Here is a 22,564-nt window from a genome sequence, read left to right on the forward strand (position 1 = left end):
ACGCACAGCAGCATCGCATAAAACACACGCCAGGAGGAGACACATGGCGAACATCAGTAAACCCAAAGTGGACGTGGTCGTCGTTGGCATGGGCTGGTCGGGTTCGATCATGGCGATCGAACTGGCGGACGCCGGCCTCACCGTGGTCGGCCTCGAACGCGGTGAAAACCGCGACACGTATCCCGACTTCGCGTATCCGAAGATCGCCGACGAACTGACCTACGTGCAGCGCTACAAGCTGATGCAAAGCCTCGCGCACGAGACCGTCACGATCCGCCGCCACGCGAGCGAACTCGCGTTGCCGCTGCGCCAGTACGGCGCCTTTCTGTTCGGCGATGGCGTTGGCGGCTCGGGCGTGCATTGGAACGGCTTCACGTATCGCGCGACCGACCCCGAACTGAAACTGCGCAGCCACTACGAACAACGCTACGGCAAGGGCTTCATTCCCGACGACATGACGATTCAGGACTGGCCCGTCAGCGCCGCCGAACTCGAGCCGTTCTACGACCGCTTCGAATATGTCGCCGGCACCTCGGGCAAGGCGGGCAATCTCAACGGCCAGTCGATCAGCGGCGGCAATCCGTTCGAAGCGCCGCGCTCGCGCGATTATGCGTTGCCGCCCTTGCCGACCGCGTATCCGTCGATGTTGTTCGAACAGGCCGCGCGCGAAGTCGGCTACCACCCGTATCCGACGCCTGCTTCGATTGCGTCGAAGGCATATACCAATCCGTACGGCATGCAGCTTGGGCCGTGCAACTTCTGCGGCTATTGCGAACTGTTCGGCTGCTACATGTTCTCCAAAGCATCGCCGCAGACCTGCATTCTTCCGGCCCTCGCGAGAAAGCCGAATTTCGAATTGCGCGACCGCTCGGCGGTCGTCAAGGTCAATCTCGACTCGACCGGCAAACGCGCGACCGGCGTCACCTATATCGACGCTCAGGGACACACCGTCGAGCAGCCGGCGGATATCGTCGCCCTATGCGCGTACCAGATGCACAACGTGCGCCTGCTGTTGTTGTCCGGTATCGGCAAGCCATACGATCCCGCCACCGGCGAAGGCACCGTCGGCAAGAACTACGCGTACCAGAAGAACAGCAAGATTCAGGTCTTCTTCGACAAGGATGTCGCGATCAATCCGTTCATCGGTTCGGGATCGGGCGGCGTCGTTTATGACGATTTCAATGCCGACAACTTCGATCACGGGCCTCTGAATTTCATCGGCGGCGCGATCACCTTTGCGACCGTGACGGGTGGTCGCCCAATTGCGCAGGCACTGGTGCCGCCCGGCACGCCGAAGTGGGGTTCGGGCTGGAAAAAGGCCGTGAAAGACCACTATCTGCATTCGTTCGCCATCTCGACGCAAGGCTCGGTGATGTCGTACCGCGACAACTATCTCGATCTCGATCCGACGTATAAGGACGCGTATGGCCTGCCGCTATTGCGCATGACGTTCGACTGGAAAGACAACGAAGGCCGCATGACGCAGTTCATCAGCCACAAGGCCGCCGATGTCGCGCGCGCCATGACCCCGAAGCCGCAATCGGTTGCGATCAACGCGGGCAAGCCGGGCGATCACTTCGACGTCGGCCCGTATCAGAGCACGCATACGACCGGTGGCGCGATCGCAGGCGACCGGCCGGAGAACAGCGTGGTCAACAAGTATCTTCAGTCGTGGGATGTCCCGAACGTGTTCGTGGCGGGCGCCTGTTCGTTTCCGCAAAATCTCGGCATCAATCCGACCGGCACGATCGGCGCAATGACGTACTACGCGGCGAAGGCGATCCGCGAAACCTATCTGAAGAATCCCGGCCCTCTGGTTCAGGCGTGAGCGACCTTCATGAAAATCACACTCGATCGCTTGAGACAGTACCTGATTCCGGTGTTTGCATTGATGTGCAGTGGCGCGCCCGGTGGCGCAAATGCGCAAACCCCGAACGCGACGCTCACGCCGGCGACCGTCGACGCACAATTGGACAAAGGCGCCTATCTCGCCAAGGTAGGCGATTGCGCGGCGTGTCACACGGCGAACAAGGCGCAGCCGTTCGCGGGTGGGTTGCCGCTCGCGACGCCCTTCGGTACGCTCTACTCGACCAACATCACACCGGACGCAGCGACCGGCATCGGCAACTATAGCTACGACGACTTTGCCGCGGCGTTGCGCCAGGGCGTCGCGAGGGACGGCCATCGTCTGTATCCGGCGATGCCGTATCCGTCGTACGCGAAGATCGACGACGCCGATATGCATGCGCTCTATCGCTATTTCACGCAAGGCATTAAACCTGTCCAGCAGACGAACCGCGCATCCGAACTGCGGTTTCCGTTCAACGTGCGCACATTGATGACAGTGTGGGATCGTTTGTATGCGCATGACTCGCTGCCATATCGGGCCGATGCGCATCAGAGCGTCGAATGGAATCGTGGCGCGTATCTGGTGCAAGGGCTCGCGCATTGCGGCGCATGTCATACGCCGCACGGCATGCTTGGGCAGGAGAGCGTACTCGACGACAAGGACAACACCGCGTTCCTGTCCGGCAATACGCTGGCGGGCTGGTACGCGCCAAACCTGCGTGGACATCCGGCGCGAACGTCGGACGGCAACAAGGCGTGGAGCAAGGCAGATCTCGCCGCCTATCTGCGCAGTGGGCGCTTGCATGACGGCGCGGCATTCGGACCGATGACGGAGGTCATCGACGACAGCACGCAATATCTGCACGACGACGATCTGAACGCGATTGCAACTTATCTGACGTCGCCGTCATTGCAAGCGGGCGCGACCCCGCCAGCCACGCAGCAAACCAGCCGCGCGGACCCGACGGCCATTGCGCTCAGAGCCGGCCACATTGATTCGACCGGCGCGCATCTCTATCTGGACAATTGCGCGGCCTGTCACCGCACGGACGGCACCGGCGCGATGCCGGCCTTCCCGAGCCTCAGGGGCAATGCCTCGGTGCTGAGCGGCGATCCGGCATCGCTGATTCATATCGTGTTGAGCGGCTCCCATATGCCGTCCACCGCAGCCGCGCCAACGCCGCTCGCGATGCCCGATTTCGGCTGGCGTTTGACCGATCAGCAGATCGCGGATCTATTGAGCTTTGTTCGAAGCAGTTGGGGAAATCGCGCGGCTGCTGTCACCGCATCCGAAGTCGCCACGGTTCGCGGCGTGGCGATCAGCGCGAAATAGGCCAGCGCTGCTGCGATAGCGCGTGAGCCTTAATGAGTGAAGTCCAGGGCACCGAACGATGCCCTGGACTTTTGCGTTGAGAAGCAGCGCCCTTAGAACTTGTGATGAATCGCGACGCGCGCCACGGCCTGGTGGTTGTTCGACGAGTCGCCGAGACTGCCGATATCCGCAACCGCCGCGGCGCCGGTGGAACTCGTGCCGCTCGCGGTCTGGAAGGTGCCAAGCAGATAGACGTCGGTACGCTTGGACAGCGCGTAGTCGAGCAGCAACGAGAACTGGTTGTACTTCTGATCGCCGATGTCGCCCTTCACCGCATTGCCCTTCGTATAGTTGTATTCGCCCGCCAGAGACAGCGCCGGCGTGAAGCGATAGAGCGCGTTCAACTCGTAGCTGTTGAACGTTGCGGTGGCGCCACCGAATGCGCCAATATTCATGTACCTGGTATTCGAATACACCGCGCCGATCTTTGCCGGGCCAAAATCATACGATCCACCGGTCGTGATGATTTGCAGCGAATTGGCGGGCTTCGTGCCGAGGTAGCCCGAATTCAACGAATTGAACGTCGTGGCGCTCGCGTTGCTGTTCAGAAGCGAGCCCATCGCCGACGGATTCTTGAACAGTTCATACGCGAGCGCAATGCCGAGCGGACCGTGTCCATAGTTCGCACCGAGGCTATAGCCGCTGGACTGCGAGATCTCCCCCGCCACGCCACCCAGACTCACCGTGCCGCCGAAAGTCAGTCCGTTGAAATTGGGGCTCGCGTATTTGATCGTGCTGTTCGCGCGGAAGGTGTGGTTGACGTTGTCGAGGTCGCCGGGATGTTCCGTCGTCGATCCGCCATAAGCAGCGGCAAAGCCGTAGCCGCCGACGTAGTCGTTGATGCTGTCGTACTGACGGCCCAACGTCACGGAGCCAAACGAACTGCTCGCGAGTCCCACGTAGGCTTGCCGGCCGAATGCGGTGCCGCCTTGTCCGAATGCGCCCGTGCTGACGTTGATGCCCGACTCCAGCACGAAGATCGCCTTCAGGCCGCCGCCCAGATCTTCGGCGCCCCGGATGCCCCAGCGACTGCCCTGCGTGCCCGCGTTGGAATCGACCGAAAATTGCCGGCCTCCCACATTCTTGCCGTTCACCACGTTCTTCGCGTTGGTGTTGATCATCACGCCTTCATCGACAATGCCGTACAACGTCACGGAACTCTGCGCATGAACAGTTCCTGCAAAGGTACCCAATATCGACAATGCAAAAAGCGACTTTCTCATTCTGCTATCTCCGCCAAGTCATGATTTATTCTGTGCATCCAACATTTCACTCTGTAATACTAATTAATTTGCCGTCTTCACCGCATAAGCAATCCTCCTGCGAAACCCGCGGCGGCGGGTCCGACTCGACACCGTTCGACGGCGGCGCGCGGATGTCGTGCGCAGCGCCGTCGCCAGAACGATCAGCCTAGAAAAGCGCCGCCGTTCGCATGAATCGCCTGGCCCGTCAGATAACGTGCTGTCGGGCCGCATAGAAACTGCACGAGGCTCGCAACTTCCTCGGGCTGGCCACGCCGGCCGAGCAAGGTGGTGCGTTCAGCGTGATGCGCAGGTTCGGTATTGCCCGCCGAGCCGCCACGCACAGTCGCGATCAAACCTGGCACCACGCAATTGACGGTGATGCCGTCCGGAGCCAGATCGTGCGCCAGTGCGCGCGTCAGACCGACGAGGCCCGCTTTCGCGGCGATCACGTGCGCGCGTCCCGCCGAACCCGCATGCGCCGACATGCCACCAATATTGACGATCGCGCCGGTCCTCGATTGCCGCAGATAGGGCAACGCCGCGTGCGCGCACAGATACGAGCCGTCGAGAATCACCGACATCACTTCACGCCAGCGCGCGAAATCCAGCTCCGCGAACGGCACTTCGCGGCGCACGGCGGCGTTGTTGACGAGAATGTCGATCTGCCCGAAATGGTGAATCGCCGCTTCCATCAGACTTCGCGCGCCCGCCGGTTCGCTGACGTCGGCCAGATGCGCGGCCGCGCGGCCGCCCGCGGCCTGGATCGCGCGCACGACCTCCGCGGCTTCGTCGGCGGAACTGCGTGCATTGACGATCACCGCATTGCCCGCCGCCGCGAGTTGCAAAGCGATTTCGCGGCCGATATTGCGCGCCGCCCCGGTGACGACCGCGACGCCGCTGAGTTCTCCATTCATGAATGCACTCCCAATGATTCCGTTGATAGCGTGGGTGTCGCGCTGGCTTGCAGCGGCCGGTCGGGACGAATCCAGAACGACAGCGCAATGCCGACCAGCAGCAGCGCGATCGACATAACGAACGGCAGGCGATAGCTGCCCGTCATGTCGGTGATCAGGCCGAACGCGACCGGCGACACGACCGCCGCGAGACCGGCCGCCGTGCTGATGAAGCCGCTTGCGACGCCCGCAAAGGCTGGCGCGATATCCATCGGCACGGCCCAGATCGGGCCTTCAGTCGATTCGAGGCAGAACAGGGCCGCGGCCAGACACAGCGCGATCACCGTCCGGTCCCGCACGAACAGTACGCACGAGAGAAACAGCAGCGAGCCTGCGAATCCGATGATGATCACGTTGCGGCGCGCCGTGTTCAGATTGCCGGTGCGTCGATAGATCGCGTCGGTCAGCAGGCCGCCCGCCGTATCGCCGACCACTCCCGCGAGAAACACGCCCGACGTAAACAGCGCCGTACTCTTCAAATCAATGCCGTACACGCCGACGAAAAAGCTCGGCAGCCAGCTCAAATACAGCCATAGCGTCCATGCGTGACAGAAGAACACCAGCGTGACCGGCATGATGCGCCGTATCAGCGGCCACCACGGCACCGCCGTGCGATGGCGCGGGCCGGCATACGGCGGCAACGTCTCGACTTCAGCGGCGGTGATCGACGGATGCGTGCGCGGATCGTCGCGGAAATACAGCGCCCATACGACCACCCAGATCGCGCTGACGCAGCCGAGTGCCATAAACGCGCCTCGCCAGCCGAGCAGCGGAATCATCAGCACGAGCAGCGGCGGCGTGACGGTGGCCGCCAGGCGCGCGGCCGAGTGCGTGAAGCCCTGTGCGAAGCCACGTTTGACCAGCGGAACCCAGTTGGCCATCGCGCGCGTGGCGTTCGGAATCGTGCCGGCTTCGCCGAGACCGACCAGCGCGCGAGAAAGGACCAGCGTGGCGAGACCTCCGGTCACCCCGGTCGCGAGCGTGCCGAGCGTCCACAGGATGCCCGAGAACGCCAGCATCCGGCGAGGTCCGATCTTGTCGCCCAGATAGCCGTTGATGACCTGAAAGATCGCATAGCAATAGCCGAACGCCGAGAGCGCGATGCCGAGCTGCGTGTTCGACAGATGCATCTCCGACTTCAGCAGCGGCGCCGCGATTGAAAGATTCACCCGGTCGACATATTCGATGAAATACATCGCGCAGATCAGCATAAACACTCTGCCCGTGGTGCCGGTGAACATGCCTGCTTTCGATTTCATCTTGAACCGCCCTGCCGGTGACCGCGTTGCATGGTTTGCTCCTTCAGTTTCGATTGCCGCCGACGCCTCGCGGCGCGACGCACATCATTAGGAATACGTGGGGATCATCTCTGCAGTGCCCGGTGCGCGGTTTCCGGCGCCCACTTCACGCAGACGAGACCCACCAGATAGATCATCGAGACGGCACTGATGGCGAGCGGATAGGAACCGAACATCGCCGCGAGCGCGCCGACAATCGACGGCCCCGCCGCGCCGAGCACGCGGCCGAAGCTGAAGGCGAATCCGGAACCGAGCGCGCGCTGCATCGTCGGGAACATTTCGGGCAGCCAGATCGTGAACAGCGAGAACACGCCGCTCGTGAAGAACCCGAGCAACGGCAGTGTGATCAGGAATAGCGGCAGGCTTTTCAGCAGCACCACAATGCCGAAGTACGACGTGACATTGCAGATCAGCGCGCCCGCGAAGAACACGCTGGCGACCGATTTGCGGCGCGGAATCCAGCGCACGATCCACGGCATCGCGACGCATCCCGCGAGCGTGCCCACGCTCAGGATCAATCCGCTCAGCGAGCCGAGATACTGCGCATCGGCAACGGATGCGCCGCCCGCGCGTTGCCAGGTGATCACAAGCGTCGGAATCCAGAACGTCGACGACCACAGCCCGAAGATCAGGCACGTCATCATTAGTGCGGCCGACCATGTGGTGCGCGCCATGCCATGCGCGAACAGATCGCTGACGCGCGCACGCGGACCCTGTGCGCGCTTCTGTTCTTGCCAACGGCGCGACTCCGGCACGCCGAGCCGCAGCCAGATCGTCAGCAACGCGGGCGCGCTGCCGATCAGAAACAGGACGCGCCAGCCGCCCAGCGGCAAAATCACCAGCGCGGCAGCGGACGCCAATAGAAAGCCGATCGGCGTGCCGGTGTGCAGCCATCCCGACAGACGCTCACGCAAAGGCTCGGGCACCGACTCCTGCAACAACGGCGCGCCGGCAGCCCACTCGCCGCCTATGCCGAAGCCCGTCAGAAAACGAAAGATCGCGAACGACACAATGCCGGGCGCGAGTCCGCAGGCGCCGGTGAAGATCGAATAGATCAGGATGGTCGCGCACATGGTCGGCACGCGCCCAAAACGGTCCGCGCACCAACCCCAGAACATCGAGCAGGCCCAGCCGAGCATGAAGAGGCTGAACATCAAACCGCCGAGCCGCGCGATGTGCGCATGATCGGCCACGAAACCGCTTTTCGGCAGCAACTCGGTCAAGGCGGGCACGATCACGTAGATGTAGATGGCGTTGTCGAAGCCATCCAGCATCCAGCCCGCCCATGTGGCGATAAAGACGCGATACGGACGTGCTGCTGCGACTGCCACACCGACTGAACTCGACATCTGGTCTCCTGAATTCATGGTCCGCCGCGTTCGTTGATATCGCGGCTTGTGTTATGTCGACAATGTTAGCGATGAAGCGCGCGGTGCTCGTATGAGGCGCGCGTCATCGGTACGGCAGGTGGCGTCGTTTTACGACGCCTTTTCCACAGGGCGCGCCAGCTCCGCCAGCGTCGCGACGTTGTCCAGCGATTCCATTCGACATCTCGCGTCGAGCAGCTTCGCGGTGTGCGCGCCGCCCAGAATCGGTTCGACCAGGTCAGTGAACCTGGCGGCCAGTTCGTCATTGTTCATCGGCCGATCGCGAGAGTTTCGGTGACGCGATCGGCTTGGGTCATCGGATCGAAAAGGGTAGTGAGGCCATGAAAAGGGAACCGTCAGGGGAACCGCCAGCGTACGAGATCGCATTGTACATATTGTCGACAATACGCAAATCATGGCAAATTCTAGTTGCGCGCATCTATTGTGGATAGTATGTTGTCGACAATCTTCAAGCCGCAATGTGCGTTGTACACTGCCAGTTTTTCCCAAATACAGTTCCACAGGTCCGCTTATGCCCCGCCCCACCACGTCGCTCGAGTTGCTTCGCTCCGTCACGCTGTCCGGTCTCGTGCAAGATGAAATTCTGCGACGCATCAAGACTGGCGAACTCGAGGCCGGCATGAAACTCAACGAGATGGATCTCGCCGACCACCTGAAGATCAGCCGCAGTCCGGTGCGCGAGGCGTTTCGCGCACTCGAGGAAGCGGGGCTCGTGTGGCTCGAAAAGAATCGCGGCGTTTACATCCGCGAGATTTCCGATGCCGAAGCCGCCGAACTCTACGAAGTGCGCGCCGGGCTCGACGAGATGGCCGGCCGCCGGCTGGCCTCGAAGATCACCGACACGCAGTTGCAGGAACTGCACGCCATGCTCGATCAGCTCGAGGCCAGCTCGATCCACGGCGAGCTGAACAACTACTTCACGCTGAATATCGCCTTTCACGACCGGCTGGTCGAACTGTCGGGCAACGCGACGATGCTCGGTCTGTACCGGCAAGTGGTCAACCGCCTGCATCTGCTGCGCCGGCGCGGCTTTTCGATTACCGGCAGTTCGCAGGCATCGCACACGGAACACCGATTGATTCTCGAGGCGCTCGCGAGCCGCGATGCTGAAGCCGTCGCGACGGCGATGCGTCAGCACGTGCAGGCGGGCTTCCAGCGCGCGATCGCCGCGCACGGCGCGGAAGACGCCGCGCCTGGAACCGCGGCCGGTGCTGCAGCCGATGCAAAGGCGCAATCCACTCTCGCCGACGGTCCGCGCTAGTCGCGCAACAGTCCTTTTGCCCACGCGCGACACGGCGGCGCACGCATTTCATTATCGATTCGGAGTGGTCACCCGTATGAGTGTTGAAAAACCAGAAGGACACGGAATCATCGGCGAAAAACTCGGTGCCTGGATTGCCGATGTGCACACCTCAGCGTTGCCTGCAAAGACGGTCGAAACCGCCCGTCTGCTGCTGCTCGATGTGACGGGTTTGTGCATCGCCGGGCGCGAGGAGTCGTATATCCGCGCGACGCTGCAAGCCACCGATGCAGGCGGCGCCTGCACCGCGCTCGGCCACGCGGGCAGCTTCAGTGCGTTCGATGCGGCGCTGATCAACGGCACCGCCGCGCACGGCGAAGATTACGACGACACCTTCGAGGGCGGTCCGGTGCACTCGGGCGCGGTGGTCGTACCCGCGGTGCTGGCGGCGTGCGAACGCGAAGGCCTCAGCGGCGAGGCGTTGCTGCGCGGCATTGCAGTCGGCACGGAGTTGATGTGTCGGCTGAGTCTCGTCGCACCGCGCGCGATCCACACCGCCGGCTTTCATCCGACCGCCGTGATCGGCGCACTTGCCGCAGCGGGTGGCGTGGCGAGCGCGCTGCGGCTGAATCCGCAGCAGGCCACCTCGGCGCTCGGTATCGCGGGCAGCATGGCGGCCGGGATCATCGAATATCTGGCCGAAGGCACCTCGACCAAGCGCATGCACGCCGGATGGGCCGCGCAGTCGGGCATTCGCGCGGCGCTGATGGCGCGTGGCGGCTTCGACGGACCGCGCACCGTGCTCGAAGGCAAGCACGGTTTCTTCAAGGCGTTTGCGCCGTCGCGCGCGCCCGACTTCTCGCCGGTGCTCGATACGCTCGGCAAGTCGTGGATCATGGAGACGATCGCGTTCAAGCCTTATGCGTGCGGCACGATGACCCAGCCGTATATCGATTGCGCGATCGCACTCGCGCAGCGCGGCGTGCAGGCAGAGCAGATTCGCGACATCGTGTGCGAAGTTGGCGAAGGCACGGTGCATCGGCTGTGGGAAGACCTCGCGGTCAAGCATCGGCCGCCGACCGCTTACGCCGCCAAATTCAGCACACCGTTCTGCATGGCCGTAGGTTTCTTCGATCGCAAGGCGGGCTTCAGCCAGTTCACCGAAGCGCGCATTCACGATCCGGCGGTGCTCGCGTTGGCCGGCAAGATCCGCTATGTGATCGATCCGGACAACGAGTATCCGAGCAATTTCACCGGCCACTTGCGCGCGACGCTCAACGACGGCACCGTTCAGGAAGTGCGTCAACCGCATATGCGCGGCGGCGCGCGCGAGCCGTTGTCACGCGCCGAACTCGCGGCCAAATTCACCGACAACGCGAAGCACGGCGGCTGGAGCTCAACTCTTGCCGACGAGGCGCGCGAATGGTGCGAGACGGTGTTCGACGAGCCGGCGCTCGGCGCGATCGCGCAGTTCCGGCGATAGGCCTGTCGGTCGACGCTTGCGACGCCTTTGTTTGCGGGCGTCCGTTCGTTGATGACATGTGGCGCCCTTTCACACACAGCAGACGTCGCGGCCATTTCCGAACAGTCACGCGGACGGCACGCGCCGCCTGCCCGCGACGCACACCGCTCAATCCTGCAAGCCGCGCACGTTCCGATAAGAACAGCGGCTCGAATCGACGAACCGCACGCGAAATTCGACTGGCTGATCCTTGAACGTATAAGCCGTGCGTTCGATACGCAGCACCGGCGCGCCAACTTCGATATCCAGCGCGCGCGCCACCTCTTCGTCGGCGCTTGCGCCGCCCAGATCTTCCACCACGCGCACCACGGAAATCCCGAAGTGCTCCTGGTAAAAGCCATAGATGGAGCCGCGCCGTGCTTCGAACATGCCGGCTTCGAGACTCGGGAACACATCGAGCGGAAACCACAAGCGATCCAGCATGACAGGCACATCGTCATGCAGCCGAAGATTGACGGCGGTGGCAAGCCGTGCGCCGCGTGCGAGCTTGAGCGTCGCGGCCAGCGCCGGGCTCGCGCGCTCCTTGCCGAAGCGCAGCAGGCGTGCCGTGACCTTCAGTAACTCGCCGTCTGTATCGACGAAGCTGAAGTAGTGGTCGAACGCATGTTCGTCGGCGAACTTCGCGACGATCGTGCCGCGCCCTGCCCGGCGAATCAGCAGGCGCTCGGCCACCAGTTCTTCGACGGCGCGCCGGATCGTGCCGATGCCGACGCCGAATTCCTCGGCCAGTTGCGGCTCCGTGGGGATCTTGTCGCCGGCCGTCCATTGGCCGGTCTGAAGGCGCTCGACAATACGGGCGCGGACGATTTCATAGAGCGGCTGCTCTCCCGGAGTACGAAGTCCTGGCATTCAGGTCAGTGTCAGAGTGAAGAAAAAGGAATCGGAAAAAGCCGTTCGATCCGCGATGAGGTGGCCGCGAGACGCACGCATTTCATGCGCCGCGCCCGGTCCGATTCGCAGCCCGCACGGCGAATTCCGGAAGGATACAGGATCGACACCGGCATGCGTGACTGTGACAGGCGACATGCCGATAGCCGGCGCGATGGGCGGAGGCAATCGGCATCGACCCGAACCTATCTGTTGATTCGAATCATTCGAATGATTCGATTGACTGAGATCACATGTCGTCTTAGACTGATCTTCATCGCGCAACCACGCGCGCTTACATCAGAGGAGATGAGCCATGCCGAATTTCATCAAGCACATTGCATTCAAGGTTGAAGACGTCGAGAAGGAACGCGCGTTTTATGAGAACGTGTTCGGCTACAAGCACGTGAATACCGTGCGTCGCAAGGGCAAGAACGGCGATCACATTTCGCATCACCTGACCGACGGTTATATGGACCTGACGCTGATTCACTACGAGAAATCCGATTCCGATGAAGCCGATTTCGCCGGCCCGGCGCCATGCATTCACCACATCGGCATGGAAGTGGAAGACCTCGACGCGTTCGTCGCGCAGATCAAGGAGAACGGCGGCGAAATCCTGACGGCGCCGGGTCATCTGCCGGTCAAGTTCCGTTCGCCGAACGGCCCGGTTGCCGAAGTCGTGCCGATGCAACGCTGGGAAAAGAAGACGCTCGCCGCCGGCGTGCACGGCGAAGTACTCGAGTAAGACGTTTCAGTTCGCATCACACCAATTCATAGCGAACTGTTCGACGTACGGCGACGTGGGGCGATTCCCGCGGCGCCGCGACACCAAACGCAACGGCGTGTGCCGTTGCGTGGTCGCAAGGAGGAGACACGATGGAATCGATCCGCCGCCGCAACCGCTTTTCCGCGACGACAGGCGTACTGATTGTCCTGTGCATCATGTCGTTCCTGATGTATGTGGACCGCACCAACATTTCCACTGCGGCTCTCGCGATCCGTCGCGATCTGCATCTGAGCAACTCGCAGCTTGGCATCGTGTTTTCCGCCTTTGCGCTGACCTATGCGCTCGCGATGATTCCAGGCGGCTTTATCGGCGACCGTCTCGGCGCCCGCAAGATGCTCGCGGTGTGCGGCGTGCTGTGGGGTCTCGGCACGCTTCTGACCGGCTTCGCCAGCGGTCTGGGAACGTTGCTGCTCGCGCGCTTCGTCGTCGGGCTGGGTGAGAGCCCGATCGTGCCGGCGTCGGCCCGCGCGCTGACCGCGTGGATGGAACCCGAGCGGCGCGGCTTTTCACAAGGCATCACGCATGCGTGTGCCCGGCTGGGCAACGCGTCGACGCCGATTCTCGTCGCCGGGCTGATTACCGCGTTTTCATGGCATATTGCCTTCATCGTGCTCGGTGCGGCGAGTCTGGCGTGGGTCGTATTGTGGGTCTGGTATTACCGCGACAATCCCGCCGATCATCCGGGTATCACGCCCAAAGACATTGCGCGTCTGCCCGCGAAGCTCGGCAAGACACGTGTACCGATGCGCTGGCCGCCGCTGCTGCGCGCGCTCTGGCCAGCGACCGTCGTCAGCTTCTGCCACGGCTGGATTTTGTGGTTCTTTCTGAACTGGATGCCGTCGTTCTTCGCGCAGGCGTATCACCTGAATATCCGGCATTCGGCCGTCTTCAGTTCGGGAATTTTCTTGAGCGGCGTGGTCGGCACCACGCTTGGCGGTTCGCTCAGCGATCTGATGCTGAAGAAAACCGGCAACATCCGCCGCTCGCGTCAAACGCTGATCACAATCGGTTTTCTCGCGCCGATCGTATTCTTCGTGCCGATGTTCCTGCACACGTCGTCCACGCTCGCCGCGCTCTCGCTCGCTGCCGCGCTGTTTCTCTCCGAACTGGTGACCGCGCCGCTGTGGGCCGTCGCGATGGACCTCGCGCCCAATCACGCGGCGACCTCGAGCAGCATCATGAATACAGGGCTCGGCATTGCGGCATCGGTGTCGCCGCCGCTCGTCGGCTGGCTGGTCGATACGATGCATTCATGGCAACCGGTGTTCGCGCTGTCGATGTTCTTTCTCGTGCTCGGACCGATTGCCGCGCACTGGATTCGCCCCGACCGTCCGTATCTCGGCGAGCCGGAAGCGAAGGCGAAAGAAGCCGGCGGTTTTGCGGCGCCGATGGATGCGTATTGAACGCGCAGCATGGCGATGGGTGTCGATTGGCCACAAGTTGGGCGCACGGAACTTTGCGGAGTTTGCGCACGAAATCGTCTGCTAGGACTTCGCCGTGTTCCCGTTGTCATCCCCAATGACCCCGAACTCGACAGCCATCTTGACGTAGAAAAGGTGTACGCCATCCGCGCGCAGCCGGTCGAATAACCGGTCGGCCTCCTCGCTCGTCATCGCCATCACGACGGACAAAGGCTGGTCCGCCAATTCGAAAAAGTGTGCGGAATGAATGCGGTGATGGTGGCCGATTCCTTCGCAGGCGGGTATCACGGTTGCACCGCGCAGGCCGAGTTCGCCCGCAAGATGGACGAGCCAATCGGCCAGCGGCTTGCCGTGATGGCGGCGATCCTGTTGAGTGAAGAAGGTGACCTGATAGCCGTTCATGTCGGTGCCTCATCTGTCGACCAGAGTTAGCGCTTTAGCGCTTACTCTGGTCCCATGCACAGCGGTCGACCGGAGTTAGCGCTTTAGCGCTTACTCTGGTCCCATGCAAAGACGGTTGCCGTCCGCGCTGGATCCGCTTCTGCTTGTTCTTTGTCGGTGGCGGGACGCGGCAATACCTGCGTCGCCTGTTCGGCGCAGTCGTTGGCTTCATCGGCCAGATATGGAATAAGTGTAGATGTCAGGCTGGCCCGGCGCCAGCCCGAGGTGGCTTTCGTCAAGCTGACGTCCCGGCGCTCCGGCCGTCATTCGAGCACCCCATGCTCGCGATCGCGCCCGTCGCTATGGCTGCCGGGATGCCGCGCATTGCTGCTGCCAGCAACGCAAGCCGAACAGCGGCACGAGCCCATACGCGTGATCCAGCATGTCCGACTGCAGGTTTTCGTACGGCTCCCAGCGGGTCTCGTCGAGGTATAGAAAAATCTCCAGCGCGACGACCGGCTGGGTGGACTGCACCTGGCGAATCACGAGAGGCATGTCGTGGCGGATCGCCGGGTGATCGCGGAAATGCGCGATCAGATAGAGACGGTACAGGCCGAGGTTCGTGCGGGGCCGTGCGTCGTCGGGCGCAAACGCCGCAAGCGGGCGGTCGATATCACGGCGCAGCCGGGCGAGGTGCGCCTCGTCGGGAAAGCGGACCGTGTCGGCGTCGAAATGAATGGCATGCTTGACGCGTCTGCCGCCCGACTCCGTCATGCCACGCCAGTTCTTCACGCCGTTTGTCAGCAGCACATAGCTCGGCAGCATGACGATCGAGTTGTCGAAGTTCCGCACCTTGATCGTGTTCAGCGCGATGTCGATCACCGTGCCATCGGCGACGAAGCCGGGCACCTCGATCCAGTCGCCCACCCGCAGCATGTCGTAGGCGGCGATCTGCAAAAAGCTTTTGATCGGCCGCTCGCTCGCGGATGGGAAGTGGCTGTATCGTTCGCTGACGCTGTCGAGGAACGCGAGCGCGGCGCGCAGCAGCGTGTACACCATGTAGCAGGCCGCCAGCACCGACAGCGGATGCCCGAGCGCCGCAATCAGCGGGAACGTGATGCCGGAAAGCAGGGGGCCGGCCGCGTAGATGATCGCGGCGGGCACGAGCGGCGCGAGCCGATGGAAGACCTTGTGGCGCTCGGCGGCGCGCAGCCACTTGTGCCGCTCCTGGCGTGCGAGGCGGCCAACGATCAGCAGCATGATTGAGCGCGTCACGTAGTAGCAGATCGCGCTCGCCAGCAGAATCGCGAGCAGCAGCGCCGCGACCAGCAGTACGGCGACGAATTCACTATCGGTATAAACGTGGAAGTGATGCCAGTCGGGTCCGCCTTCGATACGCAGCGCCTTGTCGAACATAGACTCTCCCATTGCCGGCGAACTCATTTCGCCGGGCAGACTAAAGAGAAAACATTGCACAGCCTTCAATTGCCGCGCCGGCTTCATCCATGCTCGATGCCAAGGAGCCGCGCGTCCAGTCGCCGCGCTAGCGCCGCGCCGCCTTCGCGCATCACTGCATCGTGGTTCCATTGGAAAACCGGTCGCAACACCGGTGCCAACGCATTCATCCATGCGCGGGTCGTGTGCACGCACCAGTCATAGCGGACTACGGTAAGGCTGCGTCCGTCGGTCGAAAAGCTCCAGCGGCCGGCGCCTTCGACGTCGCCACTGGCCTCCCCCTCCAGCGCGACCAACGGGTCGACGCGCGTCACCCGCATATCGAACACGAGGCGATACGGTAACCAGCCCTTCCAGGTATAGCGTTGCACGACGCCCACGCCCTGATCGGAACCCGCCTCCAGCTGGTCCACACGCTCGACGTTATGCCACCACTCGGGCCAGCGCGGCGAATCCTGGATCGCCGCCCAAACTTCCTGCACTGGCGCATCGATGCGCCAAATGGTGCAAAAGCGGTATTCGATCGTCCGCACGCTGCCTCCATTGTTAGTATTCTTCCAGAGATTTTGTCAGATGCTCGCTGCACTTGCCATCACCGGCGAAACGGCGCGGCGTTGCCACTTCTCGGTATCCCGTCGGGCCATCTGCAACAAAACGTAGGACGGCTAGAGCCAGCCGGCGGGCATACGAGAGCCGCCGCCCGAGCTGAAACCGCGATGCGGACGTTGACCCGCTGGCGTTAGTGTTCCGGAAACGTGTGAGATGAGATCGGCTGGAACGATCTGCCACGAGACGCCGAAGTGCTCTTTCAGCCAACCGCACTCCTCGAGCCAACCGCAGCCCGCGATAAGGGCGTTCCAATAGCGGGCGAGTTCTGCCTGATCCCCACAGTTGACCATAAGGGATGTCGAGTGCACGAATCGTCGCCTGGCGTCCCTTATTACCTATGCTAATATAAAAGTTCGCACACGAACTAACTTCCAGCGAAGACGCTCCGTGCTTTAAAGCGCAACAGGTGAGGTTGAAACATGGATCATCGGCTTGTATATCTGCTGAATGTGGGCCAAAAGCGCCTGCATCGGTGGTCGCAAACTCGCACAACCGCAGGTGGAGTCACCGCAGCGCAGGCGGGGCTGCTTTTCTTTCTCGCGAAAAGCGACGGAGCCCTCACGAGCGAAGCGGCCGCGGCGCTCGATCTCAAGGCGCCGGGAATGAGCGGGCTGGTCGATAGAGCCGAGCGCGCGGGTCTTGTGGAACGCCATTCGGACGAACTCGATCGGCGCGCATCGCGACTTTGGCTGACGGCCGCAGGACGCGCCGCACTCAAGCGGTCGAAGTCGGGTCTTGCTGAGTTGAATGCCCGGCTGACGGAGGGATTTACGGCGTCCGAGATCGACGTGGTTGCGCGCTGGCTGACGAGTTTGCAGGACAAGTTCCCCGACGTCGACGAGGAAGCGGCATAGGGTCAAACGTGAATGCGGCGGCGCCGCCGTGCCGCCATTTTTCCTGCAGCGTGCGCCGCTCGCATCATCGCGGAATCTTCCTGAAGTCCGGCCGGCGCTTTTGGGCAAACGCCAGGAATGCTTCCTTCGCCTCCGCGCTTGCAAGTCGCTCCATGAATACGGTGCTTTCCCGGTCCATCTGCGCTGTCAGCCGCTCTGCGTCCCGCATGAGCCGTTTTGTTGCTGTCAGTGATCCGTAGGGTTTGGCGGCGATTTTCTCGGCAACCCGGCGTGCTTCTGTATGCAGATCCGCAACGGGGATTGACCGGTTTGCAATGCCCCAGGCAACTGCAGCCGCAGCCGAAACCGGGTCGCCGAGCGCGAACATTTCGAATGCCCTGACGTGTCCAATCTGGAACGGCAAAAGGTAGCTCGAGGCGGCTTCGGGGACCAAGGCCAGGTTCACGAAGGGGGTCATCAACTGCGCCTCCTCAGACAAAAGCACGTAGTCGCAATGGAGCAGCATCGTCGTACCGATTCCGACGGCCTTGCCCTGAACAGCGGCGATGATAGGCACTGTCGCGTTAGCCAGACTTCGAAGAAACCGGACTACGTGACGTTCCTGTGGACTGCTGCCCGAAGCCTGCATGGCAAATTCCGAAAGATCGTTGCCCGCCGTGAACGTGTCCCCATCTGCCTGAATCAACAATGCGCGAACATCATCATCGACATTTGCCCGCTCGATGGCATCCGCCAGCGCACCATACATCTCGTTTGTAATGGCATTCATTTTTCCTGGGCGTGAGATCGTCACGGCCAGCACGCCATTTGCAAGTTCCACTTCCACTTCTCGTTTCATTGCCTCGTCTCCTAAGATTTGCCCAGGCTATCTACGGGTATGCATGCCTGGGCGCGTCGGAACTGACTTAAACCTTCGCATGCGAAGTATATAATATTCGCATGCGAAGTAAACATCTTCATCAACGATAAGACAGGCATACTGGAAGCAGCGGCGACGCGATCGGAAAACGCCGCAAATTCCTGCGGGAAAGCGCCCCGCTCCAGCAGGCCGCGCTTCACGCGCTCTGCAGGCTTTCGAAAACGCGCATTGCACGGGGCAAGCTCGGACTACGTGTTGCAGATCCCAATAATTGGTTTGCCGTGAATTTTTCGATCCGGACCGAGCAGAGCGTAGCGGGTGCTTACCGCTCTTCATGCCCCTCTTCTACCGGGTGCCAACTCGATAGCAATACTATTAAATCGTGACCCGCGGCCGGCGAGCCAGACCTGTCCTGTCATCGTGTTGCGCCGCATCGCGAGCTGCGAATGAGTAAGGCGCGCGCCGCGCGGGAGTCATTAATCAGTCAGACTAGTTAAGGGTATACATCGATTAGTAGGTAAAAGTGCGTGATATAGCATTTTCTGAGGGGTAGTCATGCGTACGCGCGTGCACGTGGGCTTTACGAAAGGAGTGACGCCCGGTTCCGTGCTTTTCTTGCCGGAGCTTTTCCTGCTTGCGCCGTTATGAACAGTGAAGTGTCCAACAACTGAGAGACGGGAGATCGAGATGGCGCAAGCGAAGGAAGACCGGAACGAAGTGCAAGGCATGCGTCGCGGATTGCTGCAGGGCGCGGGCCTGTCCGCGGCACTGGCGCTAATGGGTGGAGTGATGACGCCGGCCCAGGCGGCTGAAGCCGGTTCGTTCCCGGCGCACAAACGATGGAAGATCGTATTCGTCAACCATGTCACAACGAATCCGTTCTTCGTTCCGACCCAATATGGCATTCAGGATGCGACCGCCTTGCTGGGCATGGACTACCAATGGACCGGCTCAGCCAATGCCGACATCGCCGAAATGGTGAACGCGGTCAACGCGGCAATTGCCGCGAAAGCCGACGCGATCGCCGTACCGATCGTCGATCCCAAAGCGTTCGACAAACCTATCCAGGCCGCACTCGACGCCGGCATTCCGGTATTCGCCTATAACGCCGACGCGCCTTCGGGTTCGACGAATCCGCGCCTTGCCTATATCGGCCAGGATCTTTATCTGTCCGGCTATCAGATGGGCGAGCGGATCGTGAGTCTCGTCGATAGCGGCCTCGTCGCCCTCTTTATCGCCACGCCGGGCCAGCTCAATATTCAGCCCCGGCTCGATGGCGCGGCGGCTGCCATCAAGAAATCGGGCAAGAAGATCGACGTGCAGACCATTGCAACCGGTGCGACCGTCAACGAAGAACTCTCGAAGATCAAATCCTTCTTTCTCGGCCACCAGGATCTCAAGGGCATGTTCGCGGTGGACGCGGGGAGCACCCAGGGCGTCGCCGAGGTAATGAAAGAATCCAACCTGCCGTCCAAAGGCGTCCACGGCGGCGGTTTTGACCTGTTGCCGCGCACGGTCGATCTGATTCACGACGGCTTCCTCGACTTTACGATCGATCAGCAGCCGTACGTGCAAGGTTTTTATACCGTGGTCGAGGCGTTCACCTTTCTCGCCTCCGGCGGGCTCGTTGGGCCGGCCAATGTCAACACGGGTCTGAAGTTCGTCACCAAGGGTACAGTCGATCCGTACCTGAACACGTCGACGCGCTATGAAGGGAAGAGCACGAAAGCCCAGATCGTGCCACGCACCGGTGCGATCAAAGGGTGACGTCTTCCGTGACGGACGCCCGGAAACCCGCCCAACGTCCGAGGCGCTGGTCAGGCGCGCTCGGGCGTTCCAGCGAGGTCCGCATCTTTGCGGTGGCGCTTATCCTCTGCATCTACTTCGAGACGGTCAACCATGACTTCCTGCTGACCAGCGCGAGTCTCCAGAATCTCTCGCAGTTCATCGCGCCGGTGGCGATCATTGCCTTTGGCGAAATCATGCTGATGATCGGCGGGGAGATCGATCTTTCCGCCGGGATGGTCTTTGCGTTCGCGCCTTTCATCATGCATTTCGCCATCGAGGCGGGCTTGCCGCCCTGGCTTGGGATGCTCACCGGCGTCCTTGCCGCGAGCCTCGTCGGGCTGATCAACGGCGCGGTGACGGTGTACCTTCGCATTCCATCGTTCGTGACGACGCTCGGCACGTTGTTCTTCGTAAACGGGCTCACGCTGACGATCTCACGAGGTACGCCGGTTTCACCACCGGAAAATTCAGCGTTTGCGGCATTCATGGGGGAATGGGGTTACAGCGAAATCATCTGGACGCTTGCCATTGCGGCATTCATGCACGTGCTGCTACGCCACACGCGCTGGGGCTTGCATACGATCGCGTCAGGAGCGAATCCGCTGGGCGCGAGCGAGGCGGGGATACAGGTCAGACGCCTGAAGCTCGGCAACTTCATTCTCGCCGCGCTGCTCGCCGGCTTGACCGGGATCCTGGAGGGTTTCCGCATCACGTCGATCGATCCGCAAGCAGGCGGCAATCAGATCATGTTTCTTGCAGTTGCCGCAGCCGTGATTGGCGGCACGCCCCTCGCCGGTGGGTCCGGCACGATCATAGGCGGACTGATCGGGGCGGCGGTGCTTGGCATTCTCAACGACGGCTTCACGCTGATCGGCATCAACGCCTTCACCTTCAACATGATTCTCGGCGCGGCGATCCTCGGCGCCATGATCTTCAACATCCACGTGGTTCGTCTGGCACGCAAGGGGGAGTTGTAATGTCCGAAGTGCTGGAGGCGCTGCGCGGTGAAGACATTGTCAAGCGCTTCGGCGCGGTCACCGCGCTCGATGGCGTCACGCTGACGCTAAGACAGGGCGAAATTCTTGGCGTACTCGGCGACAATGGCGCAGGCAAGTCGACACTGATCAAGATTCTGACCGGCTTTCATCAACAGACAAGCGGCAAGCTTTTTGTCGGCGGCGAAGAAACCATGCTTCGGTCGGTCGATCACGCCCGTTCACTCGGCATTGAATGCGTCTATCAAGATCTGGCGCTCGCCAATTCGCTGAGCATCTATCACAACATGTTTCTGAATCGGGAAATCATAGGTCGAGGGCCATTTCGTCTGTTGAACAATCGCGCGATGCGTGAGCGCGCCGCGGAGTGTCTTGAAGAGATCGGCGTGCACGTGCCCTCGGTCGACCTGCCGGTCGAGCAACTTTCCGGCGGCCAGCGACAGGCTATCGCGGTCGCTCGCGCGGTCAATTCGAATGCAAGGATACTGCTGCTCGACGAACCGCTGGCCGCGATGGGCGCCCGCGAGGCTGGACTGATCATCGACCTGATCCTTCGCCTCAAGGAGAAAGGCGGCCTGTCTATCGTCATGATCATGCACAACTACGCGCAGACGCTCGACATCGCCGACCGCGTAATGCTCATGCAGCGCGGACGTGTGACCTATCAGCGGGAAGCTGCCAGCACGTCAGTCGAGGAGCTGATGGATATCGTGCGACGTGAATATCGGGCCATGCGGACAACGGCGCGCTGATGCCACACCGGTACGTGATTAAGCCTTCGAGTTGCGCGTGTTCTCTTGCGTGCGGTTTCGCAAGGTTCATCTGAGCGCAGTGAGCCGTGCGTGCCTCAAGCGCCAAAACCAAACAGGCTGCGAGGCGTAGTCCACAAGACGCGCCGGCGTGCGTCCGGATCGGGAATCAGGCGCTGAACCAACGTCAGCAGCGGAGCATAATCCATTCGCACCGGCGAGCGCAGAAACGGCCAATCCGAACCCCACACACACCGGTCCGCGCCGAACGTGCGAAGAATCTGTTGCGCGAAGATCTGCGCGTCTTCGTACGGATAATCAAGCTGCGAGAATTTTTGCAGCCCGGAAAGCTTGACGACGGTGCGCGCGGTGTCGGCAAGACGCAGGAGCGCCTGGAAACCGGGTTGGTTCAAACCGGCCGCGGCCTCGGGTCGAGCGCAGTGGTCGATCAACACCCGCGTCGCGGTCCGCCCGATCAGCGGTTCGAGCGCGATCAACTGATCGCCCGTGACCTGGATCTGCGCGAACATATCGAGGTCGGCCAGCGTGTTGAAGAGCGCGTCGGCATCACTCATCCCTTCGACGCCCTCCATCGCCGGATTGAAGGCAACGCCGACGACGCCCGCGCTCTTCATCTCCAGCAGCGCTTTGCGGCTCACATCGTTGTCCACCACGGCAATGCCTTTGAAACGATCGCCGTGACACGCAATGGCATCGAGCATGCAGCGATTGTCGGTACGGTACCCGCTCGTCGGCCCCACAAGCAGCGCATGTCGCACGCCGCATGCGTCCATCACGTGGGCAAACTGCGCAGCGGTGCCGATCTCCTGCATTGATGGCCGGTACGCACTGTCCGCGCGATAGGGAAAGCGTGCGGGATCGAAAATATGATTGTGACAGTCGATCTTCTCTTCATCGAAGATATTCATTG

The 22,564-nt window shown here is 61.7% G+C and carries 22 protein-coding genes and 1 pseudogene; 10 read left to right on the plus strand and 13 right to left on the minus strand.

The window, feature by feature from the left end; all coding sequences use genetic code 11:
* Positions 1-43 precede the first annotated feature (43 nt).
* Positions 44-1,828 carry a GMC family oxidoreductase gene (locus tag RI103_RS30195; RefSeq protein ID WP_310816309.1) on the plus strand — a complete coding sequence of 595 codons (1,785 nt, stop codon included), beginning with the start codon at positions 44-46 and terminating at the stop codon, positions 1,826-1,828.
* A 9-nt stretch (positions 1,829-1,837) separates the two neighbouring features.
* A complete protein-coding gene (locus tag RI103_RS30200) occupies positions 1,838-3,181 on the plus strand; it encodes a cytochrome c (RefSeq protein WP_310816310.1) in 1,344 nt (447 codons plus the stop codon).
* Between the two features lie 92 nt (positions 3,182-3,273).
* On the opposite strand, the gene RI103_RS30205 is transcribed toward RI103_RS30200, so the two are convergent.
* The 5 genes from RI103_RS30205 to RI103_RS30225 all read right to left on the minus strand — a co-directional run bounded on the left by RI103_RS30205 (position 3,274) and on the right by RI103_RS30225 (position 8,355).
* Positions 3,274-4,443, minus strand: coding sequence for a porin (locus tag RI103_RS30205; protein ID WP_310816311.1), 1,170 nt, complete (start codon positions 4,441-4,443; stop codon positions 3,274-3,276).
* A gap of 182 nt (positions 4,444-4,625) precedes the next feature.
* Positions 4,626-5,378 (minus strand): SDR family NAD(P)-dependent oxidoreductase, encoded by a 753-nt coding sequence (locus RI103_RS30210; RefSeq protein ID WP_310816312.1) that lies wholly within the window; start codon positions 5,376-5,378, stop codon positions 4,626-4,628.
* Entirely contained in the window at positions 5,375-6,676 is a 1,302-nt protein-coding gene (locus RI103_RS30215) for an MFS transporter (RefSeq protein ID WP_310816314.1), read from the minus strand. The genes RI103_RS30210 and RI103_RS30215 overlap by 4 nt, the downstream gene beginning before the upstream one ends.
* Positions 6,677-6,780: 104 nt before the next feature.
* On the minus strand, positions 6,781-8,064 hold the full coding sequence (locus tag RI103_RS30220; RefSeq protein ID WP_310816315.1) for an MFS transporter: 1,284 nt from the start codon (positions 8,062-8,064) through the stop codon (positions 6,781-6,783).
* Between the two features lie 129 nt (positions 8,065-8,193).
* Complete coding sequence (locus tag RI103_RS30225; protein WP_310816316.1) at positions 8,194-8,355, minus strand: hypothetical protein; 162 nt, start codon at positions 8,353-8,355, stop codon at positions 8,194-8,196.
* 259 nt (positions 8,356-8,614) lie between these two features.
* Between RI103_RS30225 and RI103_RS30230 the strand changes: the two genes are divergently transcribed.
* Together RI103_RS30230 and RI103_RS30235 are read left to right on the plus strand one after the other, a co-directional pair.
* Positions 8,615-9,364 carry an FCD domain-containing protein gene (locus RI103_RS30230; protein WP_310816318.1) on the plus strand — a complete coding sequence of 250 codons (750 nt, stop codon included), beginning with the start codon at positions 8,615-8,617 and terminating at the stop codon, positions 9,362-9,364.
* A gap of 76 nt (positions 9,365-9,440) precedes the next feature.
* Positions 9,441-10,826 (plus strand): MmgE/PrpD family protein, encoded by a 1,386-nt coding sequence (locus RI103_RS30235; protein WP_310816319.1) that lies wholly within the window; start codon positions 9,441-9,443, stop codon positions 10,824-10,826.
* A gap of 147 nt (positions 10,827-10,973) precedes the next feature.
* Here RI103_RS30235 and RI103_RS30240 read toward each other — a convergent pair whose 3' ends face one another.
* Entirely contained in the window at positions 10,974-11,714 is a 741-nt protein-coding gene (locus tag RI103_RS30240; RefSeq protein ID WP_310816320.1) for a GntR family transcriptional regulator, read from the minus strand.
* A gap of 334 nt (positions 11,715-12,048) precedes the next feature.
* Between RI103_RS30240 and RI103_RS30245 the strand changes: the two genes are divergently transcribed.
* Together RI103_RS30245 and RI103_RS30250 are read left to right on the plus strand one after the other, a co-directional pair.
* Positions 12,049-12,480, plus strand: a complete 432-nt coding sequence (locus RI103_RS30245; protein ID WP_310816321.1) for a VOC family protein — start codon at positions 12,049-12,051, stop codon at positions 12,478-12,480.
* A gap of 131 nt (positions 12,481-12,611) precedes the next feature.
* Positions 12,612-13,925, plus strand: a complete 1,314-nt coding sequence (locus RI103_RS30250) for an MFS transporter (RefSeq protein ID WP_310816323.1) — start codon at positions 12,612-12,614, stop codon at positions 13,923-13,925.
* Between the two features lie 81 nt (positions 13,926-14,006).
* On the opposite strand, the gene RI103_RS30255 is transcribed toward RI103_RS30250, so the two are convergent.
* The 5 genes and pseudogenes from RI103_RS30255 to RI103_RS30275 form a co-directional block, all read right to left on the minus strand.
* Positions 14,007-14,345: a DUF190 domain-containing protein gene (locus RI103_RS30255; RefSeq protein ID WP_310816325.1), complete on the minus strand. Its 339-nt coding sequence runs from the start codon at positions 14,343-14,345 to the stop codon at positions 14,007-14,009.
* Positions 14,346-14,428: 83 nt separating this feature from the next.
* Positions 14,429-14,623, minus strand: a complete 195-nt coding sequence (locus RI103_RS30260) for a hypothetical protein (RefSeq protein ID WP_310816327.1) — start codon at positions 14,621-14,623, stop codon at positions 14,429-14,431.
* A gap of 61 nt (positions 14,624-14,684) precedes the next feature.
* Complete coding sequence (locus tag RI103_RS30265) at positions 14,685-15,752, minus strand: mechanosensitive ion channel domain-containing protein (RefSeq protein ID WP_310816329.1); 1,068 nt, start codon at positions 15,750-15,752, stop codon at positions 14,685-14,687.
* 71 nt (positions 15,753-15,823) lie between these two features.
* Positions 15,824-16,312, minus strand: a complete 489-nt coding sequence (locus tag RI103_RS30270) for an SRPBCC family protein (RefSeq protein WP_310816330.1) — start codon at positions 16,310-16,312, stop codon at positions 15,824-15,826.
* A gap of 225 nt (positions 16,313-16,537) precedes the next feature.
* A pseudogene (locus tag RI103_RS30275) lies at positions 16,538-16,699 on the minus strand (VOC family protein); the annotation flags it as partial.
* A 108-nt stretch (positions 16,700-16,807) separates the two neighbouring features.
* Between RI103_RS30275 and RI103_RS30280 the strand changes: the two are divergent.
* Entirely contained in the window at positions 16,808-17,242 is a 435-nt protein-coding gene (locus RI103_RS30280; protein WP_310816332.1) for a MarR family winged helix-turn-helix transcriptional regulator, read from the plus strand.
* Positions 17,243-17,306: 64 nt separating this feature from the next.
* Here RI103_RS30280 and RI103_RS30285 read toward each other — a convergent pair whose 3' ends face one another.
* Positions 17,307-18,080 (minus strand): enoyl-CoA hydratase, encoded by a 774-nt coding sequence (locus RI103_RS30285; protein WP_310816333.1) that lies wholly within the window; start codon positions 18,078-18,080, stop codon positions 17,307-17,309.
* A 708-nt stretch (positions 18,081-18,788) separates the two neighbouring features.
* Between RI103_RS30285 and RI103_RS30295 the strand changes: the two genes are divergently transcribed.
* From RI103_RS30295 to RI103_RS30305, 3 genes are read left to right on the plus strand one after another with little or no spacing between them, the layout of a single operon-like run.
* Positions 18,789-19,868 (plus strand): sugar ABC transporter substrate-binding protein, encoded by a 1,080-nt coding sequence (locus tag RI103_RS30295; RefSeq protein ID WP_310816335.1) that lies wholly within the window; start codon positions 18,789-18,791, stop codon positions 19,866-19,868.
* Positions 19,865-20,866: an ABC transporter permease gene (locus RI103_RS30300; RefSeq protein ID WP_409077004.1), complete on the plus strand. Its 1,002-nt coding sequence runs from the start codon at positions 19,865-19,867 to the stop codon at positions 20,864-20,866. The genes RI103_RS30295 and RI103_RS30300 overlap by 4 nt, the downstream gene beginning before the upstream one ends.
* Entirely contained in the window at positions 20,866-21,636 is a 771-nt protein-coding gene (locus tag RI103_RS30305; RefSeq protein ID WP_310816338.1) for an ATP-binding cassette domain-containing protein, read from the plus strand. The genes RI103_RS30300 and RI103_RS30305 overlap by 1 nt, the downstream gene beginning before the upstream one ends.
* A 95-nt stretch (positions 21,637-21,731) precedes the next feature.
* On the opposite strand, the gene RI103_RS30310 is transcribed toward RI103_RS30305, so the two are convergent.
* Positions 21,732-22,562, minus strand: coding sequence for an amidohydrolase family protein (locus RI103_RS30310; protein ID WP_310816341.1), 831 nt, complete (start codon positions 22,560-22,562; stop codon positions 21,732-21,734).
* Between the last annotated feature and the right edge of the window lie 2 nt (positions 22,563-22,564).

The sequence above is a fragment of the Paraburkholderia sp. FT54 genome (assembly GCF_031585635.1).
GTDB lineage: Bacteria > Pseudomonadota > Gammaproteobacteria > Burkholderiales > Burkholderiaceae > Paraburkholderia.

Bases quoted from the DNA above. Each gene is read 5' to 3' on its own strand.
- RI103_RS30195 (WP_310816309.1), top strand. From the start codon at position 44: ATGGCGAACATCAGTAAACCCAAAGTGGACGTGGTCGTCGTTGGCATG.
- RI103_RS30200 (WP_310816310.1), top strand. From the start codon at position 1,838: ATGAAAATCACACTCGATCGCTTGAGACAGTACCTGATTCCGGTGTTT.
- RI103_RS30205 (WP_310816311.1), bottom strand. From the start codon at position 4,443: ATGAGAAAGTCGCTTTTTGCATTGTCGATATTGGGTACCTTTGCAGGA.
- RI103_RS30210 (WP_310816312.1), bottom strand. From the start codon at position 5,378: ATGAATGGAGAACTCAGCGGCGTCGCGGTCGTCACCGGGGCGGCGCGC.
- RI103_RS30215 (WP_310816314.1), bottom strand. From the start codon at position 6,676: ATGAAATCGAAAGCAGGCATGTTCACCGGCACCACGGGCAGAGTGTTT.
- RI103_RS30220 (WP_310816315.1), bottom strand. From the start codon at position 8,064: ATGTCGAGTTCAGTCGGTGTGGCAGTCGCAGCAGCACGTCCGTATCGC.
- RI103_RS30225 (WP_310816316.1), bottom strand. From the start codon at position 8,355: ATGAACAATGACGAACTGGCCGCCAGGTTCACTGACCTGGTCGAACCG.
- RI103_RS30230 (WP_310816318.1), top strand. From the start codon at position 8,615: ATGCCCCGCCCCACCACGTCGCTCGAGTTGCTTCGCTCCGTCACGCTG.
- RI103_RS30235 (WP_310816319.1), top strand. From the start codon at position 9,441: ATGAGTGTTGAAAAACCAGAAGGACACGGAATCATCGGCGAAAAACTC.
- RI103_RS30240 (WP_310816320.1), bottom strand. From the start codon at position 11,714: ATGCCAGGACTTCGTACTCCGGGAGAGCAGCCGCTCTATGAAATCGTC.
- RI103_RS30245 (WP_310816321.1), top strand. From the start codon at position 12,049: ATGCCGAATTTCATCAAGCACATTGCATTCAAGGTTGAAGACGTCGAG.
- RI103_RS30250 (WP_310816323.1), top strand. From the start codon at position 12,612: ATGGAATCGATCCGCCGCCGCAACCGCTTTTCCGCGACGACAGGCGTA.
- RI103_RS30255 (WP_310816325.1), bottom strand. From the start codon at position 14,345: ATGAACGGCTATCAGGTCACCTTCTTCACTCAACAGGATCGCCGCCAT.
- RI103_RS30265 (WP_310816329.1), bottom strand. From the start codon at position 15,752: ATGGGAGAGTCTATGTTCGACAAGGCGCTGCGTATCGAAGGCGGACCC.
- RI103_RS30280 (WP_310816332.1), top strand. From the start codon at position 16,808: ATGGATCATCGGCTTGTATATCTGCTGAATGTGGGCCAAAAGCGCCTG.
- RI103_RS30285 (WP_310816333.1), bottom strand. From the start codon at position 18,080: ATGAAACGAGAAGTGGAAGTGGAACTTGCAAATGGCGTGCTGGCCGTG.
- RI103_RS30295 (WP_310816335.1), top strand. From the start codon at position 18,789: ATGGCGCAAGCGAAGGAAGACCGGAACGAAGTGCAAGGCATGCGTCGC.
- RI103_RS30305 (WP_310816338.1), top strand. From the start codon at position 20,866: ATGTCCGAAGTGCTGGAGGCGCTGCGCGGTGAAGACATTGTCAAGCGC.
- RI103_RS30310 (WP_310816341.1), bottom strand. From the start codon at position 22,562: ATGAATATCTTCGATGAAGAGAAGATCGACTGTCACAATCATATTTTC.